We start from the raw sequence: 18,677 nt of genomic DNA on the forward strand, positions 1-18,677 counted from the left end.
ATGTTGCTCAATTTCGACCGTCTCGGCTGGTGGAAATACGCCCTTCTCGGCATTACACTTCTGACCGCAGCCTTTCTGCTGATGCCGATCGTCTTTATCGCAGCACTGTCCTTCGGCTCGTCGCAGTGGCTGATCTTTCCGCCGCCGGGCTGGACGCTTCAATGGTACGGCGAACTCTTCGCCGATCCGCGCTGGCTGGAATCGGCTTTGACGAGCTTGAAGATCGCGGTCATCGTCACCGTTCTGTCGGTGCTGCTCGGGCTTGTGACGTCCTTCGGACTGGTGCGCGGTTCGTTCATGTTCCGCGATGCGCTGAAAGCGCTGTTCCTCACGCCGATGATCCTGCCGGTCGTGGTTCTCGCGGTCGCCCTCTACGCCTTCTTTCTCAGGATCGGCCTTGGCGGCACCTTGACGGGCTTTGTCATTTCGCACCTCGTGCTCGCGCTGCCCTTCTCGATCCTGTCGATATCGAGTGCGCTTGAAGGTTTCGACAAGTCGATCGAGGATGCGGCGGTGCTCTGTGGCGCCTCGCCCCTGGAAGCAAAGATCAGGGTCACCCTTCCCGCGATCAGCCATGGGCTGTTTTCGGCGGCCGTCTTCTCCTTCCTGACATCCTGGGACGAGGTGGTGGTGGCGATCTTCATGTCCAGCCCGACCCTGCAGACGCTGCCCGTGAAGGTATGGGCGACGTTGCGGCAAGACCTGACGCCTGTTGTCGCAGCCGCGTCGACCCTTCTCATTCTTTTGACGATCATCTTGATGGCCCTGGTTGCCGTCGTGCGTAAGGTACTGAAACAATGAACGAACCATTCCTTCAGATCCGCGGAATACGCAAGGAATACGGCCCCGTGGTCGCCGTGCACGACGTCACGCTCGACGTTCGGCGCGGGGAGTTCCTCACCTTTCTCGGACCGTCCGGATCCGGCAAGAGCACGACGCTTTACATTCTGGCGGGATTTGACAATCCGACGAAAGGCGACATTACGCTCGAGGGCAAGACCCTGCTCGCTACGCCGTCGCACAAGCGCAATATCGGCATGGTTTTCCAGCGCTACACCCTGTTTCCGCATCTGACGGTGGGCGAAAACATCGCGTTTCCGCTGAAGGTCAGGCGCAAGTCCAAGGCCGAGGTCGACAGCAAGGTGAAGGAGATGCTGCGTCTTGTCCGGCTCGAAGGCTTCGAGGACCGCAAGCCGGCGCAGATGTCCGGCGGCCAGCAGCAGCGCGTCGCGCTTGCCAGAGCCCTTGCCTATGATCCGCCGGTGCTTTTGATGGACGAGCCGCTGTCGGCGCTCGACAAGAAGCTGCGCGAGGAAATCCAGCACGAGATCCGCCGCATCCACCAGCAGACTGAAGTGACGATCCTCTACGTCACCCACGACCAGGAGGAGGCCCTGCGGCTCTCCGACCGCATCGCCGTCTTTTCCAAGGGCGTCATCGACCAGATCGGCACAGGCCCTGAACTCTACGCCAATCCTAAGACCCGCTTCGTCGCCGAATTCATCGGCGACAGCGACTTCATTTCCTGCGACCTGCTGACGTCCTCCGACGGGCAGGCCACAATTTCCCTTGGCGGCGGCACCGTCTTCAACAGCATTCCGGTGCATGGAAAGGGGACTGCCGGCACAAAAGCAGCCTTGATGCTGAGGCCGGAGCGCATTCGGCTGTCGCGCGCCCAAGCGGGAGCGGGTCTCGCCGCCACCGTCAGCGACATTACCTTCCTCGGCAACAATATCCACGTCTCCACAGAAACGGCGAGGGGCGAGGCGCTGGCGGTTCGCCTGCCGTTCGGTCACGAAGCGATCACCGGGCTCAGCCGTGGAGACACGGTGCATCTGGAATTCGATCCGGGTGCCGCTCACGTCTTCTGTTGAAAGTCGTCCTATGAAACTCAGTGATCCCTCGCTTTTCCGTCAAGCATGCCCGGTCGCCGACCGCTGGATCGAAGCGGAAGGCCGTCCGGCGACGACCGTCCGCAATCCGGCGACAGGCGAGAAGCTGGGCGCGGTCCCCGACCTCGGGGCCGCGGAAACGGAGGAGGCCATTCGAGCTGCCGTCATTGCCCAGAAGCTTTGGGCGAAGAAGACCGCCGGCGAACGCGCCGCCGTTCTCAAGGCTTGGCATCGTCTGATGATCGAAAACCGCGACGATCTGGCGATGATCCTGACGCTGGAGCAGGGAAAACCGCTCGCTGAGGCCAAGGGGGAAATCACCTATGGCGCGAGCTTTATCGAATGGTTCGCCGAAGAGGCAAGACGCATCAACGGCGAGACCATACCGGGGCACCAACCGGACAAGCGCATTCTCGTCCTGCGTCAGCCGGCTGGAGTGGTGGCCGCCATCACGCCCTGGAACTTTCCGAACGCAATGATCACCCGCAAGGTCGGCCCGGCACTCGCCGCCGGCTGCGCCGTCGTTCTCAAGCCGGCGCCGCAGACGCCGTTCTCGGCGATCGCCATCGCCATTCTCGCCGAGCGCGCCGGCCTGCCGGCTGGCCTGCTCAACATCGTCACGGGTGACGCAGCCGCAATTGGTGGGGTCCTGACGGCAAGCCGTGACATCAGGGTCCTGACGTTCACCGGCTCCACGCGGACGGGCGAGCTGCTTTACCGGCAATGCGCGCCGACGATCAAAAAGCTCGGCCTCGAGCTTGGCGGCAATGCACCCTTCATCGTCTTCGACGATGCCGATCTCGACGCTGCGGTCGAGGTGCGATCATCGCCAAGTTCCGCAACAATGGCCAGACCTGCGTCTGCGCCAACCGGCTCTATGTCCAGGACGGCGTCTACGAGGCCTTTGCCGCCAAGCTCGCAACGGCCGTTTCGGCGCTGAAGGTCGGAAACGGCCTGGAGCGTGACGTCGTGCTCGGCCCGCTCATCGACGAAAATGCTGTCGCCAAGATCGAGACGCATATCAGCGATGCCGTCGCAAAGGGTGCAGCACTCGTTTCAGGCGGCAAACGTCACCCACTCGGCGGCCTTTTCTTCGAACCGACCATTCTGCGCGATGTCGCTGCCGGCATGCAGGTCGCCCGCGAGGAAACCTTCGGGCCTCTTGCGCCGCTCTTTCGGTTTCGCGACGAGCAAGACGTCATCGAACAGGCAAACGACACCGAATACGGGCTTGCTTCGTATTTCTACGCGCGCGATCTGTCGCGGGTATTCCGCGTCGCCGAAGCGCTCGAATATGGGATGGTCGGCGTCAATACCGGTCTCGTCTCCACCGCCGAGGCGCCGTTCGGCGGCGTCAAGATGTCGGGTCTCGGTCGCGAAGGCTCCAGGCACGGGTTGGACGAATATACCGAACTTAAGTATGTATGCCTGGGCGGCATTGCCTGACCTTGGTCGTCATTTGCGCCTTGCCGCAAAGAAAGACCCAGCATGCACCTCGTCAGCATTGCCATGTATCTCACATCCCCGCCGCTTGCGGATGCGACGGCCGAACTCTGGTCATTCCTCCGACATTATCTCTTACAAGCCGGGCTGACGGATCTGCCCGAGGTGCTCGACCAGACGGTGCCCTATGACGAAGCCTGGTTGAGGCCCGACCTTCTCCTCTCGCAGACATGCGGCTATCCCTTTGCCAGGCGCCTGCGCGGCAGGGTTCGCCTGGTGGCGACGCCGGTGTATGACCATCCCGGCTGCGACGGCCCGTTGATGCGCAGCTTCATCGTCGTCCGCAAAGATTCTTCGCTTCGCTCGCTTGAGGATTTGCGCGGCACCACGGCTGCGATCAACAGTCCTGACAGCAATTCCGGCAGCAATCTCTTTCGCGCCGCCGTGGCTCCGCTTGCCCGCGACGGTCGCTTCTTCGACCGGATCATCGAAACCGGCAGCCACGGCGGCAGCATCGCCGCCGTCCTCGAGGGCAGGGCGGACAGCGCGGCGATCGATTGCATCACCTACGCCAATATTCGCCGCTTCGATCCCGGCCAGATTGAAGGGGTCCGCATCATCGCCGAAACGCCCAAAGGTCCAGGCCTGCCATTCATCACCTCGGGCGATGCCTCGGACGACAGGGTCCTTCTGCTGCGAAATGCGCTCGACGCCGCCATCAGCGAGCCATCGCTGACAGCGACGCGCGCAATACTCGGCCTCACCGATTTTGCCGTGCTTTCCGAAGCCGACTACGAGCCGCTTCTATCATTGGCCGGTGAGGCATTGCCGCAATTGAGAGCTTGAAGAGGCAGCGGATTTCAGAGCGCCGAGGCTGCTTCCATTTCGGCGAGACGGTGGGCGATGCGATCGGCATTGGCCATGATCGTCATCGTGACGTATTTCGAAGACAGATCGGGAAGAATGGAGCCGTCGACGACGTAGAGACCCGGATGGAGATTCAGTTCGCCGTCCGAGGAGGTGCCAAATGGCCCGGCTTCGCCCATAGGCAGAGTGCCGGCGAAATGGGCGTCGATACCCGGCTCCGCCAGCGATGCGCCCGGGAGCTGAATGAGCCCCAACCGTTTCCATTCACGGCGAAGCGCGTTTTTCAAAGCCTCGGCGCGGATGTCGAAACCTTCCGCGAAACCGCCGCGGACCGTCAGTCCTTTTTTCGCCGTTACCTCGCGATGAATGTAGCTCCGGCTTTGATCGCCGGGATAGTAGATCGTCGCGACGAGGAGGCTTCCGGCAATAAGTTCGAACGCGGCTCGCCCGGCCTTTCGGGCGAGCCGCATCCTGTTGACGAAACTCTGCGCCGGCAGGGAGCCGACTTCATAGACCGCTCCCGTCACGTAATCGGATGGGCTATCGCCATAGCGCAGAGACAATCCGAGCTGCGCAAGGCTGTGCGTCGGCGTCGCCGAACGCAGCAATCTCGCGGGAGAGAGCAGAGGAATAGCCAGCGTGGGACTGTTCAGGAGACGCAATCCCTCCTCGCCAATCGGCAGGAGATCGGTGAGCAGGGCGGCCGTTCCCAGCACCCCTGCGGCAAGAATGATCCGCGGTGCGGAAAATGACGATCCATCCGCCGTTTCGACCGTCCAGCCCGAGCCGCGTGTCAACGAGACGGCCCGCATGTTGTCGAGCAAACGAAAATGCGGTGATCTGCGCAACGCAAGCAGGTCCTGCCTGCTGTTATAGATCGCACCGCTCGGGCAACCGTAGAGACAGTCGCCGCGCAGATCGCATGCCGCACGTCCAGGCTGCGCTTTGGAGAGTATGGCATTGACGGCGGGAAATAGCCGAAACGACCGATCCGCCGGCTGTGCGGCCTCGTGTCGACGAAGAACATGGACGGCTGTCGCACCAAGCGGTAGGCTGGCCCGGCCGTTGGCGTGGATCGTAACATCGGCATTGCTGCTTATCCCGATGCGTTGGGATACCCGCTCGTAAGAGTTCTGCAGGGAAGCGAGGTCGATCGGCCAATCCGCGATATCCCTAGCGTCGAGATAGCTGACTTGCGCACCCCAGATATTGGAGAGCCCGCCGCGCGCGAGGCTGCCAATCGGGTTGAAGCCAACGCCTGAGATTCCGGACACGCGTTTGAACCGTTCGAGAATCCCGCGTGACGCAGGGGTTTGCAGTTTCGGCGAGCTGCCATCGTCGGCACGCAGCGATTCCAGATCGCTTCCCAGGACGCGGACGCTGCGGTTTTCCTCCTGCGATCCGGCGTCATCGCCGGCATCCAGCATCAGAACTCGACGGCCGGCCGCTATCAGCGGAAACGCAGCGGAGACGCCCGCAGGACCGCTGCCGATGATGATGAAGTCGGCGTCGGGCGTATTCATCGATATTTCCCGGCCAAAAGCGCGCGGAGCGGAAAGAGCAGGACATCGCTGGCGATGGTCAATGCTGCGCCGAAAAACCCGGCCTTGTGGCCTGCATGCCTCTCCGGTTCGCTCGCGAGGTCAGCCAGGTAGAGGGCTCGCGCGAGGCGATGCTGCGTCCGATTGGCCGACGGCTCGAAGAGCGCCAGCAGGCGCGGATGCCTGATCACCGTCGTGGAAAGACCGAGCGGCGACAGCCCTTCGCGCCGAAGCCCTTCGCAAAGCCGCTGGAGTTGCATTTCCGTGGCTGTTGCGTCGAGATATTGCAGCAGAGCCCGCGCTTCACTCCGCGATCGCTCCTCGCCTGTTTGGCCGAATTCGCCAGCAAGCGCAGTCATCGGGTCATTCAAGTTCAAGTTCAGAAGCCTGAGGCTCTCCCCGCCCGTGAAATGCGCCAAGGATGGTAGCCGCGCCGCCGGCGATCGCCAGGGACGGCAGAATACCGCTTAATAGAAAGTCAGTACCGTCCCGCAAGGGCTGATCGCAACGCCGGTTGAGCCAAGCAACGATGCCTCTGTCGACCACGAGGCCCCATAAAATTGTGGAGAGAACCGTGCACCAGCCTACGATCATTATCGCCCCTTTCGTGGCTCCTATCCCGCGAGAGGAGGCACAGGCTTCTTGAGGGGCAGCATGACCCCAAGTGCTCTTATCATGAGCCCTGATATAAAGATCTGAAACGCCGTAATGATGAGCCAGAGCCCGAAGACGGCCCAGTTGGTCTCGACGCCGATCTCAGGCAGCACGTATCCGTTTCCGACATAGGAATCGAAGAGCGGAACCGCCAACAAAACACCTGCCAGAACGGCGATAACCGATCCCCAGATCGTTGCATTGTAAGGCAGAATCCGCTCGAAACGGGCCTGCGCGCGTCCCGAATAGTCGAAAATCACTCGTCCGATTGCCGCCGAAACCAGCATGGATTGACCAAGTACGGCCAGGGCCATGGAAAACAGCATGGCATTGGACGAGAACCGCACACCGGCAATGGACATAGGCCCGGCGAGCAGGGGCAGCATAATTATCAAGCCGAGGGCCAGAAGCAGGAAGCCCGGCCAGATGAGAAAGAAATCAAACCCGTAGACGAACATTGCCTGGAGATTGCGCCAGCCTGCGCGCCACGGCTCCATCCAACCCCGCCGCTTCATATGGCTCAGCCGACCGTCCGGATCTTTCAGGAAGTGGATCGGCACTTCGGTGGTCGGCAGCTCCATATGCACGGACTTCAGCACCATCTCCGACGCATATTCCCATCCTTGCGACCGAAGATCCATGCGCAGCAAGGCATCGACGCTGATGCCCCGCATGCCGCAATGGATGTCGGAAAAGCGGCTGCTGAACATCCGATTGAGGATCCACGTGGTCAGTGGCGTTCCGAAATAGCGATGCAGCGGCGGCATCGCGTTGTCTTCGATCGAGCCCTTGAACCGAGAGCCCATCACGAAGTCGTAGCCCTTCCGAAAGGCCTCGATAAACGGCGCTATCTGCCGAAAGTCGTAGGTGCAGTCCGCATCGCCCATGATGATGAACTTGCCGCGCACGAATGGAATGGCATCGATGTAAGCTCTGCCCAAACCGCGCTTTGGTGTCCGCAACACGCGGGCGCCCCTGTCGCGGGCGATTTCGGGTGTGCGATCGGTCGAACTGTCGACGATGAGGATCTCGACAGCCGCACCGCTTGCCGCAATACCCTCGCGGCACCAGTCGACGAAGGTTCCAATCGTCAATTCCTCGTTGAGAGAAGGAACAAGAATCGTCACTTCAGGATTGGCGACATCATCGTCGGGCGTCAGAAGCGTCAATTCCGGATCGTGGATGCGGGGGAAATTCATGCGCGTGAAACGGCTCTTTAAGAAAGGGTAGGCGGCACAAGTCCGCAGGAAAAATCCAATACGGCATGGCAGATCGCCAGATGCGCGATCTCCACATAACCATATTGATCGGAAGCGACATAAAAGTTCAGGTCACCCAGGTCGCGCAGCGGATTGCCTGGCGCGAACCCGCTCAAAGTCATAATGGCGCAGCCTTTGGCGCGTGCCGTACGGACGGCCCGGGTAATGCTTTCCGATCTCCCAGAGCTGCTGATTGCCACCAGCAGATCACCTTCGCTCGCGTGCATGTCGATCTGCGTCGCGAACACATTATCATATCCGAGATCGTTGGACAGGCATGTCAGCGTTGCGCCATCGTTCATCGCCATCGCGCGCAGCCCACCGTTTTTCATCGAGTGGGGGCACCACCTCACGGTGGCACCCCCCTCTAAGAACCGTGCAAGCGAGTTTCCCCACACACGGCTCAAGCATCTGGCTACGCAGTAATGCGACTTCGGAGGTGCTTCTCCTTGCGACGCAGCTCCCAGTATATCCTGAGGTCTGGGTCGAAGGGGGAGGCTCGACCTTTCACTTTTACCCAGCGAAGAATCTTGAAGAAGTCGTGTTTGAGCAGCCCGCGTTTTCCGTCATTAAGCTGCCATTGGCGGGAACCAACACCATTTTTGAAATAGTGCCGTGCCACCCACTTGTGCGGCTTCTGAGGGTGTCGGCGCTTGGCCCATTTATAGATCATGGGCCATAGAGCGTTGTCGACTGTCGCAAACGTGCGTTTGGCGACGACGTAGCGATAGTAAAGAGACCAACCCCGTATAACGAGGTTGAGGTTCGTGACCATCGATACTGTCCGGAGCTGCCGATTGCTTCTCAGGTAGGTGGAAATCTGTCTCAGATGATCCAAGACCTTTTCCTTCTGAGGTTTCACCAGCACCTTCCCGGACATCGTTCTGAGGTTGAAGCCGAGGAAATTAAAACCCTCGCTGATATGGACCAGCTTGGTCTTCGCTTCGCTCAGTTCCAGTCCTCTTTCGGCTAGAAATTCCCCCAGCTTTGGGAGGACGTACTGTTCCGCTACTTCCTGCGAAGGGCAAAACACGACAAAGTCGTCGGCGTATCGGATGAGATTAACACCGTGATTGGGACCACTTCGCTTTCTGGGAGGTTTTGGTTTACCGCTAGGGTATTCAGCCCCGAAGAGCCGTTCCATCCCGTTGAGCGCGATGTTCGCCAACAAGGGAGAGATGATCCCTCCTTGCGGCGTTCCCGCTTCGCTGTCCTTTCTCGTCCCGAGTTCCACCACCCCGGCTTTGAGCCACCGGAGAACGATGTCATGGAAGTGTTCAGGGAGGAGCGCTATCAGTGCATCGTGGTCGATCATGTCGAAGCACGCACTGATGTCGGCATCCAACACCCACTGGCTTGCGCCAGTTTTATTTGCGGCCAGCCAGATGGCTTTGACCGCATCATGGGCCGACCGTCCCCGCCTGAAACCATATGAGTTCGCCTCGAAACGGCTCTCCCATTCTGGCTCCAGGGCGAACTTGACAATCGCCTGCATCACCCGGTCCTTCACAGTTGGTATTCCGAGCGGCCGTAGCTTGCCATTGCTTTTGGGTATGTAGACCCGTCGCACTGGTGAGGCTCGGTACCCGTCGAAACTCAGACCGTTCTTCAAGAGGTCCATGCGCTCGGCATCTGTGGAACAGACGTAGCCATCCACACCTGCGGTGTGTTTACCCGAGTTGAGTTGCGTGACCTGACGGACCGCCGCAGCTTTCACATGGAAGGATCGCATCATGAGCTTTTGGAGGTTCTTGACCTTCGCGTGCTCACTGTTCTTTGCAGCCCGGAAGATACGCTCTTGCATCCGGCGTACTTCCATATCAACACTGGCCCAATTGACCTGGTTCCAAGTGTTAATAGGTCGTCGGGCTATCCGTTCGGCATTGCCGTCTAACGTCTTAGTCCGTTCTGCCATCGCGTTAGTTTTGCTTCCGTTGACACCAGTCAGAAGTCTGCGTCCTTTGGGACCGGCCATTTCCCGCAAGGGGACCTATCCTCCCTATTAATAGGAGGCCTTCGCTTTCTCTGACATCTTTTACCCCCTAGACCATCCCCCTTCCTTGCGGTCGGGATACCGCTTGCGCGGGGTCCGTGGGGCTTACCCGGTTCCTCTCTCTCCAGAACACGACGAGGTTAGGTGCCACCCCGTAATCCGGTGGGGGCTACAAGTGCTGGGCAGGAGCTACTCACCTACTGCCCTTGCCCCACATACCTTTTGGTCACGGCCTATCAGCCTTATTTGGCCGTTTCGACATGACGGACCTTGCGGTAGTTCACTATATGTTCACCATACCCGTCTTCCCTGGGACTGTGGCCAGTCTAGGCTACCAGCCAACCGTCCGGTGTCACCGGGTCTCAGTACGTTGGATTACTCCGTCGCACCCCCGGATAGGGACATCTGAGCACTGCAGAGTCTCCGACGACAGACGCCGTGGAGCACTAGAAAAAGAGGCTTTTTCCGTCTGAAATTATCGATAAAACTCAATAACTTATCGACAGATCCGGTCGAACGAGTAGTCCGTCGCCATATGGCTGGCAATTGCCGCGCTGCCGCCGTTGCCGATGAACATGATCTTTCGGCCGGCATCGTGCGTGGCACGGGCCAATTGCATGGATTCCGTCACTGCCGCCGCATAATCCAGCGGCTTTCCGGCTGCCCTCGTGGCGGTCGAATTCACAAGAGCGTGGCGGAGAAATGTGAAGTAGCGATCCAGATCGCCGGCTGTGACACCGAGCCCCGAATACGTGTTCTCGTGATGTGACATGCTCGTTCAGTCCTGCGCCTTGGAAATTGGGGCGTCCTTAAAGACTAAATGGTATAAAGGCAAGTTGCTCACCCGCTCTTTTAAGGGTTGTCGGCGACTGTCACGGCTTTGCAACTAGGGGTGTCACGCCAGGCATTGAATTCACCGACTGCGCCCGGGGCTCAGGGCGGCCGATCGAGTTGAGCCGCGACGACAAGCGCTTTTCAGCGCTCGCGCTGGTTATGCCATGCAGGTGGGCGAGGGGTTGGCAGTCCCTTTCAGCAAAGCCTCGCCCCGTCAGTTTCCGATTGCCGCAATGATGCCGATCTCTACGTCGAACTCCGGCGCGGCGAGCTTTGCCTCGACGGTGGCGCGCGCGGGCGCATGGCCCGATGGCACCCAGGCGTCCCAGACGATATTCATCTCTTCGAACTCGGATATATCCGCAATCCAGATGGTTGCGCTGACGATGCGTGTCGGATTGCTCCCGACACTTTCCAGCAGCTTGGTGATCCGTGCCAGGATGTTGGTCGTCTGTTCGCGGACGGAGGAGCCCGGCGCGTCGATCGCGACCTGGCCTGCGAGGAAGACGAAGCCGCCATAGGTCACGGCCTGACTCATCCGTTTTCCGGTTTCGTAGCGTTCGATCTGCATGCTCAAACTCCTCTATTCAATCCCTATGGGCAATCTTCTGGCGTTCGGCGCGTCGCTGCAGCCATTGGATCGTAGCGAGGAACAGCGTCGAAAACAGGATGAGAAGCGTGGCGACGGCGGCGATTGTCGGGCTCAGCGTTTCGCGCACGCCGCTCCACATCTGGCGCGGCAGCGTGCGCTCCTCGGACCCGGAAATGAAGAGCGCAATCACCACTTCGTCGAACGACGTCACGAAGGCGAAGAGCGCGCCGGACGCCACGCCCGGTGCGATGACCGGCAGCATGATGCGCAATGTCGCTTCGACAGGGGAAGCACCGAGACTGGATGCCGCCCGCATCAGGTTGTGATCGAAGCTTGCGAGCGTGGCGGTGACGGTAATCACCACGAAGGGCGCGCCGATCGCCGTATGCGCCAGCACCAGTCCGGTCAGGCTGTTGAGCAGCCCGACGGCGGCAAAGGCATAGTAGATGCCGACTGCCGAGACGATGACCGGGACGATCATCGGCGAAATCAAAATGGCGGTCAGCGTCGCCCGCGCCGGGCAGGAGGGCCGGCTCAACCCGATCGCAGCAAGCGTGCCGAGAAAGGTCGACAGAAGGGTAGCGAAGACGGCGACGATGATGCTGTTCTTCAGTGCCAGCTGCCAGACGTCGGAATCGAAGAATTCGCGATACCACCGCAGCGACAGCCCGGGCATCGGATAGGTGAAGAACGGCTCGGCATTGAAGGACAGCGGCACGATCGCCACGATCGGCGCGATCAGGAACAGGATCACCAGGCCGCCAGCCAGCCACAGGAGGATCGAAAACAGCCGCGGGAATGAAAGGAAGTTGGTCATCAGCCTATCCTCAGCCTGTCGATGCCGACGATGCGATTGTAAACGGCGTAGAGGATCAGCACCGCCACCAGCAGGATCGTGCTCAAAGCCGCCGCCATGCCCCAGTTGGTGACCTGGTTGGAATAATAGGCGATGAAATAGCTGACCATCTGGTCTCCCGGCCCGCCGACCAGAGCCGGCGTGATGTAATAGCCAAGCGCCAGGATGAAGACGAGCAGCCCGCCGGCGCTGACGCCGGGCATGCTCATCGGCAGGTATATGCGCAAGAAGGCCGAGACCGGCGGCGCGCCGAGCGACGAGGCGGCCCGGAGATAGACCGGGGGGATGCTCTTCATGACGCTGTAGATCGGCAGTATCATGAAGGGCAGCAGAATATGGGTCATGGCGATCAGCACGCCGATGCGATTGTAAATCAGGTCGAGTGGATGGGCGGGGTCGACCAGGCCTAGCCAGATGAGCGCCGAGTTGATCACGCCACGCCCCTGCAGCAGCACGACCCAGGCGCTGGTGCGGACCAGAAGCGAGGTCCAGAACGGCAGAAGCACCAGGATCATCAGCGTGTTGGCAACCGCGCCTTTCGACCGGGCGATCAGGGCGGCGAGGGGATAGCCGAGGAACAGGCAGATCACGGTGACCGAAGCGCTGACGACGAACGTTCGGATCAGGACATCGACGTGCACCGCATTTTCTGGCGAGACCCTGACGATGGAACCCGAGGCGTCGCGCTCCAGGTCGAGCGAGGCGAGCAGGTAATAGTCGGTGAAAGCAGGCGAGGCGTTCTTGATGATCGTCCAGTAGTGCGGGGTCTCCCATTTGGGGTCGATCGCAACAAAAGCGGGTTTGTAGGGCGGCTGCGCTTCGCGGATCGTCCGGGCTGTTTTCAAAAGCATCGAGCGCATGCCCGTCTCGTAATAGTTGAGACGCTTGGCCACCTCGGCGATCTGGTCGCGCGGCGATTGTTTCAGATCGGCGGCAAAGGCGGCAAACAGCGCTTCGTCAGGCGCGGATTTCTCATTCCAGGAAGAGAGCGCCGACATCGTATAGGGCAGGGCGGCGGAGGCCGCCCTGTTGTCGACAGCGCGCGTCAACAACAGGGCGATGGGCAAGACGAAGACGAGCAGCAGGAAGATCAACAGAGGTGCGATCAGCAACAGCGCTCGGAACTGCGCCTTGCTTTTCGCACTGCCCAGGCTTTTCACCCGCGTGCGGGCGGCAATCATCGCGCCGTCGCCTTCATTCATTGTCGCGATCACCATCGCTGATGCCTTCCTGCGGTAGAGAAAGGGGCGGACGACGCCAGGGGGACACTCGCCCGCCCGACGAGGTTACTGTGCGAGCCACTTGTTGAAGCGTTCGGTCAACTCCTCATCATGATCGGCCCAGAACTCGGAGGAGACGACAAAGGCGTTTTTCGTGTTGTCGGGCGCGGTCGGCAGATCGACGAGAATATCCGGCGGGACCTTGGCTATGGCCGCTTTCAGGGTCGGGCCATAGGAGATGTATTTGGACTGTTGCGCCATCACATCGGGATTGACGGTGAAGGCGACGAATTTGTCCGCCAGTTCCTTGTTCTTCGAGCCTTTCGGTTCGGCCCAGAGATTGAAGTCCATTCCCTGGCCGTCCCAGACGATCTTGAAGTTCTTGCCGCTGTTCTTGACCGCGTCATAGATGCGGCCGTTCCAGGCCGTGGTCATCACGACCTCGCCATCGGCGAGAAGCTGCGGCGGCTGCGCACCGGCCGTCCACCAGACCTTCACATCCTTCTTGATCGTGTCGAGCTTCTTGAAGGCGCGATCGACGCCTTCCGGTGTGCCGAGCACCTTGTAGACCTCGGCGGGTTTGACGCCATCGGCAATCAGCGCGAATTCCAACGTGGTCTTCGGTGACTTGCGCAGGGCGCGCGGCCCGGGGAACTTGGTCGTATCGAACAGATCGGCCATCGTCGTCGGCCCGCCGTTCGGGAATTTGGCGGCATCATAGGCATAGATGGTGCCGAAGACGATGGTCGCGACCGCGCAATCCATCGCGGCGCCGTCGATGAATGCGTCCTTGCCGCCGAGCTTCGAATAGTCGATCGTCTCGAGCCAGCCTTCGTCGCAGCCCTGCAGCGCATGGCTGGGTTCGACGTCGACGACGTCCCAGGTCACCTGGCCGGTCTCGACCATGCCCTTCAGTTTGGCGGTCGAGCCGTCCCATTCATCCTGGAGGATCTTGGTGCCGGTTTCCTTGGCGAAGGGCTTGAAGAAGGCCTCCTCCTGGCTCTTCGTATAGGCGCCGCCCCAGGATGTGACGGTCAGCGTGTCCTCGGCAAGCGCGGTGCCCGCGATTGCCAGCGTCATGACGGAGCTGAGAAGCATGCAATTCAAACGCATCATGGTGGTTCCCCTTTTTGTTGCTGCGTTTACGAAAGAAAAAATGGCTCAGGAGAGCGCGAGCGCGCGGCAATCCTCCGGCGCCCAGCCGATGACGGTGCTCGAGCCGAGCGACTGAACCGGAATGCCCTGGGCTGCGGCGACCTTGATGAAGACGTCGTCGCAGCCGCAGGCGGAAACGCGCAATCTGACATGGTCGCCGTGGTAGATGATTTCCTTGAGCGTGGCGGTGAACCGGTTCGCAACCTCGGCGGCCGGCGCCAGCTGAATCCGCTCTGGCCGCAAGACCAGGGTTGCTCGCGCGCCTTCCTTCAAACCTTCGCCGGCGTAGCCAATGATGATCGAACCGTCCGGCGCACGAATTCGGCAGACCGAATGGTCGATCGTGAGGACTTTGCCTGCTATCGCATTGTTCTCGCCGATGAAGGTTGCGACGAAGGGATTTGCCGGCGTCTCGTAGAGCGCATGCGGCGGCGCGATCTGCTGCAGGATGCCGTCATTGAACACGCCGACCCGATCCGACATGGTCAGCGCCTCGCTCTGGTCATGGGTGACGTAGACGACATTGATGCCGAGACGGGCATGCAGGTGCTTGATCTCGAGCTGCATATGTTCGCGAAGCTGCTTGTCGAGCGCGCCGAGCGGCTCGTCCATCAACACGAGTTGCGGCTCGAAGACCAGCGCGCGGGCAAGCGCGATGCGCTGCTGCTGTCCGCCGGAAAGCTGGTTGGGCCGCCGCGTTTCGAAACTCGCCATGCGCACCATGTCGAGGGCGCGGCGAACCCGCTCGGTGATCTCGGCCTTGCCGAGGCGGCGCATCTTCAGCGGGAAGGCGACATTCTCGCCGACGGTCATATGCGGGAAGAGCGCATAATTCTGGAAGACGACGCCGATATTGCGGCGATGCGGCGGAACGCTGTCGATCCGGTTGTCGGCAAGGGTGATCGTGCCACCGCTCGGAGCCTCGAAACCGGCCAGCATCATCAGCGTCGTGGTCTTGCCGGATCCGGAGGGACCGAGAAGGGTCAGAAACTCGCCCTTTGCGACCTCGAGGTCTAAGCCGCGCACGACGTAGCTGATGCCGTCATAGGATTTACGCACACCTTCGAAGGCGATGAAGCGCTCGCTCATGAATTCCTCCTGTTCGCATCGGCCGGGTCCCTGCCTCTTTGTCTCGATGCAAGACTATATTGTCTCGGTCGACTTCTATTTGTCAAGCCACACAAATAATTTTGTATGGCAACAGACCGCAGCTCTCGAAAACGGCGAGAAAGCGTGCTATGTCGCAAGAAACTAAGCTGAATTGTGGGGGCGGCGATCGAATATCCTGCGTCCGGCTGAGGGAATTGTACACTGATTGCAGGAATTGTATGTCTGAAAGATCGGAAGTGAGCCAGACAAACCAGAAGCGGGAAACGCGCATACCGGCCTATCTCGAACTGGCAAGCGAGCTCGAGGCGAGGATTCGCTCGGGCGCCCTGCCGCCCGGCAGCCAGCTGCCGCCGCAACGCGACCTCGCACGCGAGCGCTCGCTCAACGTTTCCACGGTCACGCGCGCCTACCGCGAATTGCAGAACCTCAATCTGGTGATGGGCAGCACCCGGCGCGGCACGATCGTCACCGGCGACGGCGCCATGCCACGGGTCGACCGGGCGGCGAGCCCGGCCGGCATCATAGACCTGACGGTCAACCGGCCGGCTGTCGATGATTTCCAGCAGCGCCTCGCCCAATCCCTGCCGGACCTGTCATCGGACCGGCGCTTCCGCCAGATGCAGGAATACCAGCCGCCGGAAGGCCCGGCCTGGGCACGCCATGCGGCGCGAAAATGGATTTCGCTCAACGGCTTCGATCCGTCCGAAGACGATATCGTCGTCACCAGCGGCGCCCAGCACGCTTTGCTGGCAGTGATCAGCAGCCTGATCGAGCCGGGAGACACCATCGTCTGCGATCGGCTGACCTATTACGGCCTGATCGCGCTGGCCCAGATGTTCCGCTTCCGCATCATCGGCATCGGAAGCGACGAGCAGGGCATGTCGGCGGCGGAACTCGACGATATCTGCAGCCGCGAGTCCGTGCGCGCCGTCTTCACTGTTCCCTCGATGCACAATCCGTCGGTCGTCACCATGAGCGAGGCGCGCCGGCGGGAACTGGCCGAGGTCGCGGAAAAACATGATCTCGTCATTATCGAGGACGATGTCTACGGACCGATGCTCGGGACCCGTGCGAGCGCCCTGATCACGCTTGCTCCGACCAGGACCTACCATATCTCGGCGCTCTCCAAGGCCTTGGCGCCAGGCCTGCGCGTCGGTTATCTCACCTGCCCGCCCGGCCGCGCGGTCCTGTCGGCCGAGGCGGTCCGCACGACGGCCTGGATGCCCTCTCCGCTGCCGCTGCTGCTTGCCACCCGCTGGCTGGAGGACGGCACGGCCGAAGCGATCCTTAAGGCCCAGCTTGCCGAGCTGCGCGCTCGTCACGCGCTCGTCACGACGATGCTTGCCGGTCATTCCTTCTCCGCCGATCCGCGCTGCATGTTTTTATGGCTGAGGCTGCCGGCACCGTGGCGATGCGAGGATTTCGCCGCCAATCTGCGCGCCCACGGCGTTGCCGTCATGCCGGCCACCGCCTTTGCCTGCGACCGCCAGCCGGTCGAACATGCCGTTCGCGTCAATGTCGGCTGCGCATCGTCGCGGGACGAACTGGCAACCGCGCTGCGCATCATCGCCGCGACGCTGAACGATCGTCCCCGCGCCCTGGCCGGCCTGGTCTAGACAATGAACAGGCCGCTTGCCGAGCTTTCCCCCTTGCCTGAGGCCGAGCGCCGGCATGTGGCTGTTGTCGGCGCGGGACTGGTTGGCCTCTGCTCGGCGCTGTGGCTGCAGCGAATGGGGCACCGGGTCACGATTATCGATCCGGCGCCGCCATTGGGCGATGCATCCTACCGGCAGGCCTGTTCCTACGGGAATGCCTGCACCTTTGCGCCGCACGGCGTCGTTCCTGTCGCCACCCCCGGCGTCATCTGGCGCGTACCGGGAATGCTGCTCAATCCGCTCGGTCCGCTGGCGATTGTCTGGAGATACCTGCCGCACCTGGTCCCATGGCTGCGCGCCTTTCTGGCATCGAGCACGAAGGCCGAGGTCGAACGGATTGCCGGAACCTTGGCGATGCTGCTGTCTCACGCCGATGCCGCCTGGCAACCGCTGGTGAGGGAGGCCGGCGCCGAGCATCTGAAGCGGCATGACGGCTGCCTCTATCTCTACAAGACCGAAGCGCAATTCCGGGCAGCCGACGCCGAAAACGCGCTGCGTGAACGCCATGGCGTCGCCATGGAGCGGCTGGAACAGGTCGATATCCGCAGCATCGAGCCCAATCTTGCGCCGCTCTACCACAAGGGCGTGCTATTCCCCGACGCCTATATGTTTTCCAGCCCCAAACAACTCGCCTTCGCGCTGGCGCAAGCGCTCGTAAACGGCGGCGGAGACATTGTCCGCGGCGACGTCTCGGCGATCGAGCCGCGCGACGACGGCGTCTGCCTCAGGATCGCGGGCAAGGCAGTCCTTGCGGACCGCGCCGTCGTGGCCGCCGGCGCCCATTCGCGCAAGCTTACGGTGTCGATCGGCGATCGTGTGCTGCTCGATACCGAACGCGGTTATCACGTCTTGTTCCCGCAGGCGGGCAATCTGCTGTCGCGCCCGGTCTGCTATCCCGAGCACGGCTTCTACATGGTGCCGATGGCGGACGGGCTGCGTGCGGCCGGGACGGTGGAACTCGGCGGGCTTGCCGCTCCCTTGAATCCCAGGCGGACCGCAATGATCCGGGCGGGCGTGAAAAGGCTCCTGCCGGCGGCCGGAGAAGGCAGCGACGAGTGGCTGGGTTTTCGCCCATCCATGCCGGATTCGCTTCCCGTCATCGGCAACTCCCGCAGCTTGCCCCGCGTCACCTATGCCTTCGGTCATGGCCATCTCGGCCTGACATTGTCCGCCTTGACCGGCTATCTCGTTTCTGAGCTTGTCGCCGGACGGACTCCGGCCATCGATCTGGCGCCGCTGCGTCCCGACCGGTTCTGAGCCACGGATGTGCTCGGATGAGCGAAGGCGGGTGTGATGAATATTGACAATATATGCTACGCTACCCATGATAAATAAGAACGAAAGGGTATGGCGATGGCATCGGGTAGCATTCATGTGAAGGTCAGCGGGCAGTTGCAGGATCATATCCAGCAGCAGGTCGGCGACGACGGCCTCTATGAAAACGCCAGCGAATATATTCGTGCTCTCATTCGACGCGACCTGCAGACCCGTGATGAGGCCTGGGATATGCTGCAAAAGGAGCTTGCGCCCGCGATGCGGGCCGAAGACAGCGAATTTGTCGCCGTTTCGGCCGAAGACGTCATCCGCCGTAACAAGCGCCGATAGC

General features: G+C 61.1%; 15 protein-coding genes and 4 pseudogenes. 7 read left to right on the plus strand and 12 right to left on the minus strand.

The annotated features are described in order from the left end of the window. From J3O30_RS22770 to J3O30_RS22785, 4 genes and pseudogenes are all read left to right on the plus strand, one after another. Positions 1 to 801, plus strand: a complete 801-nt coding sequence (locus J3O30_RS22770; RefSeq protein WP_164006719.1) for an ABC transporter permease — start codon at positions 1 to 3, stop codon at positions 799 to 801. Beyond that, entirely contained in the window at positions 798 to 1,874 is a 1,077-nt protein-coding gene (locus tag J3O30_RS22775; RefSeq protein WP_207584850.1) for an ABC transporter ATP-binding protein, read from the plus strand. Before J3O30_RS22770 ends, J3O30_RS22775 begins: the two co-directional genes overlap by 4 nt. Positions 1,875 to 1,884: 10 nt before the next feature. Then, a pseudogene (locus tag J3O30_RS22780) lies at positions 1,885 to 3,338 on the plus strand (NAD-dependent succinate-semialdehyde dehydrogenase). A 42-nt stretch (positions 3,339 to 3,380) separates the two neighbouring features. Then, positions 3,381 to 4,181: a PhnD/SsuA/transferrin family substrate-binding protein gene (locus tag J3O30_RS22785; RefSeq protein WP_207584851.1), complete on the plus strand. Its 801-nt coding sequence runs from the start codon at positions 3,381 to 3,383 to the stop codon at positions 4,179 to 4,181. Positions 4,182 to 4,195: 14 nt separating this feature from the next. Here J3O30_RS22785 and J3O30_RS22790 read toward each other — a convergent pair whose 3' ends face one another. From J3O30_RS22790 to J3O30_RS22840, 12 genes and pseudogenes are all read right to left on the minus strand, one after another. After that, positions 4,196 to 5,725 (minus strand): FAD-dependent oxidoreductase, encoded by a 1,530-nt coding sequence (locus tag J3O30_RS22790; protein WP_207584852.1) that lies wholly within the window; start codon positions 5,723 to 5,725, stop codon positions 4,196 to 4,198. Beyond that, positions 5,722 to 6,102, minus strand: coding sequence for a hypothetical protein (locus J3O30_RS22795; RefSeq protein WP_246762844.1), 381 nt, complete (start codon positions 6,100 to 6,102; stop codon positions 5,722 to 5,724). Before J3O30_RS22795 ends, J3O30_RS22790 begins: the two co-directional genes overlap by 4 nt. A 43-nt stretch (positions 6,103 to 6,145) precedes the next feature. After that, a pseudogene (locus tag J3O30_RS33775) lies at positions 6,146 to 6,337 on the minus strand (hypothetical protein); the annotation flags it as partial. Positions 6,338 to 6,357: 20 nt separating this feature from the next. Beyond that, entirely contained in the window at positions 6,358 to 7,596 is a 1,239-nt protein-coding gene (locus J3O30_RS22800; protein WP_207584853.1) for a glycosyltransferase family 2 protein, read from the minus strand. Positions 7,597 to 7,613: 17 nt separating this feature from the next. Further along, a pseudogene (locus tag J3O30_RS22805) lies at positions 7,614 to 7,985 on the minus strand (SIS domain-containing protein); the annotation flags it as partial. 86 nt (positions 7,986 to 8,071) lie between these two features. Then, on the minus strand, positions 8,072 to 9,460 hold the full coding sequence (gene ltrA, locus J3O30_RS22810; protein ID WP_207584854.1) for a group II intron reverse transcriptase/maturase: 1,389 nt from the start codon (positions 9,458 to 9,460) through the stop codon (positions 8,072 to 8,074). Between the two features lie 706 nt (positions 9,461 to 10,166). Then, positions 10,167 to 10,421 (minus strand): annotated as a pseudogene (locus tag J3O30_RS22815) (phosphoheptose isomerase); the annotation flags it as partial. 276 nt (positions 10,422 to 10,697) lie between these two features. After that, positions 10,698 to 11,054, minus strand: a complete 357-nt coding sequence (locus tag J3O30_RS22820) for a RidA family protein (RefSeq protein WP_207584855.1) — start codon at positions 11,052 to 11,054, stop codon at positions 10,698 to 10,700. A gap of 16 nt (positions 11,055 to 11,070) precedes the next feature. Beyond that, the gene (locus J3O30_RS22825) at positions 11,071 to 11,892 is read right to left on the minus strand and encodes an ABC transporter permease (protein ID WP_207584856.1); all 822 of its coding nucleotides are present in this window, start codon (positions 11,890 to 11,892) and stop codon (positions 11,071 to 11,073) included. Further along, positions 11,892 to 13,148, minus strand: coding sequence for an ABC transporter permease (locus tag J3O30_RS22830; protein ID WP_207584857.1), 1,257 nt, complete (start codon positions 13,146 to 13,148; stop codon positions 11,892 to 11,894). Before J3O30_RS22830 ends, J3O30_RS22825 begins: the two co-directional genes overlap by 1 nt. Before the next feature lie 69 nt (positions 13,149 to 13,217). Beyond that, complete coding sequence (locus J3O30_RS22835; protein WP_207584858.1) at positions 13,218 to 14,267, minus strand: ABC transporter substrate-binding protein; 1,050 nt, start codon at positions 14,265 to 14,267, stop codon at positions 13,218 to 13,220. Positions 14,268 to 14,312: 45 nt separating this feature from the next. After that, a complete protein-coding gene (locus J3O30_RS22840; protein ID WP_207584859.1) occupies positions 14,313 to 15,395 on the minus strand; it encodes an ABC transporter ATP-binding protein in 1,083 nt (360 codons plus the stop codon). Between the two features lie 239 nt (positions 15,396 to 15,634). On the opposite strand from J3O30_RS22840, the gene J3O30_RS22845 reads away from it, so the two are divergent. From J3O30_RS22845 to J3O30_RS22855, 3 genes are all read left to right on the plus strand, one after another. Beyond that, positions 15,635 to 17,032: a PLP-dependent aminotransferase family protein gene (locus J3O30_RS22845; RefSeq protein ID WP_207584860.1), complete on the plus strand. Its 1,398-nt coding sequence runs from the start codon at positions 15,635 to 15,637 to the stop codon at positions 17,030 to 17,032. Positions 17,033 to 17,035: 3 nt separating this feature from the next. Beyond that, the gene (locus J3O30_RS22850; RefSeq protein WP_207584861.1) at positions 17,036 to 18,328 is read left to right on the plus strand and encodes an FAD-binding oxidoreductase; all 1,293 of its coding nucleotides are present in this window, start codon (positions 17,036 to 17,038) and stop codon (positions 18,326 to 18,328) included. A 96-nt stretch (positions 18,329 to 18,424) separates the two neighbouring features. Beyond that, the gene (locus tag J3O30_RS22855) at positions 18,425 to 18,676 is read left to right on the plus strand and encodes a transcriptional regulator (RefSeq protein WP_097621406.1); all 252 of its coding nucleotides are present in this window, start codon (positions 18,425 to 18,427) and stop codon (positions 18,674 to 18,676) included. Position 18,677 lies beyond the last annotated feature (1 nt).

The organism is Rhizobium sp. NZLR1, assembly GCF_017357385.1.
Classification (GTDB): domain Bacteria; phylum Pseudomonadota; class Alphaproteobacteria; order Rhizobiales; family Rhizobiaceae; genus Rhizobium.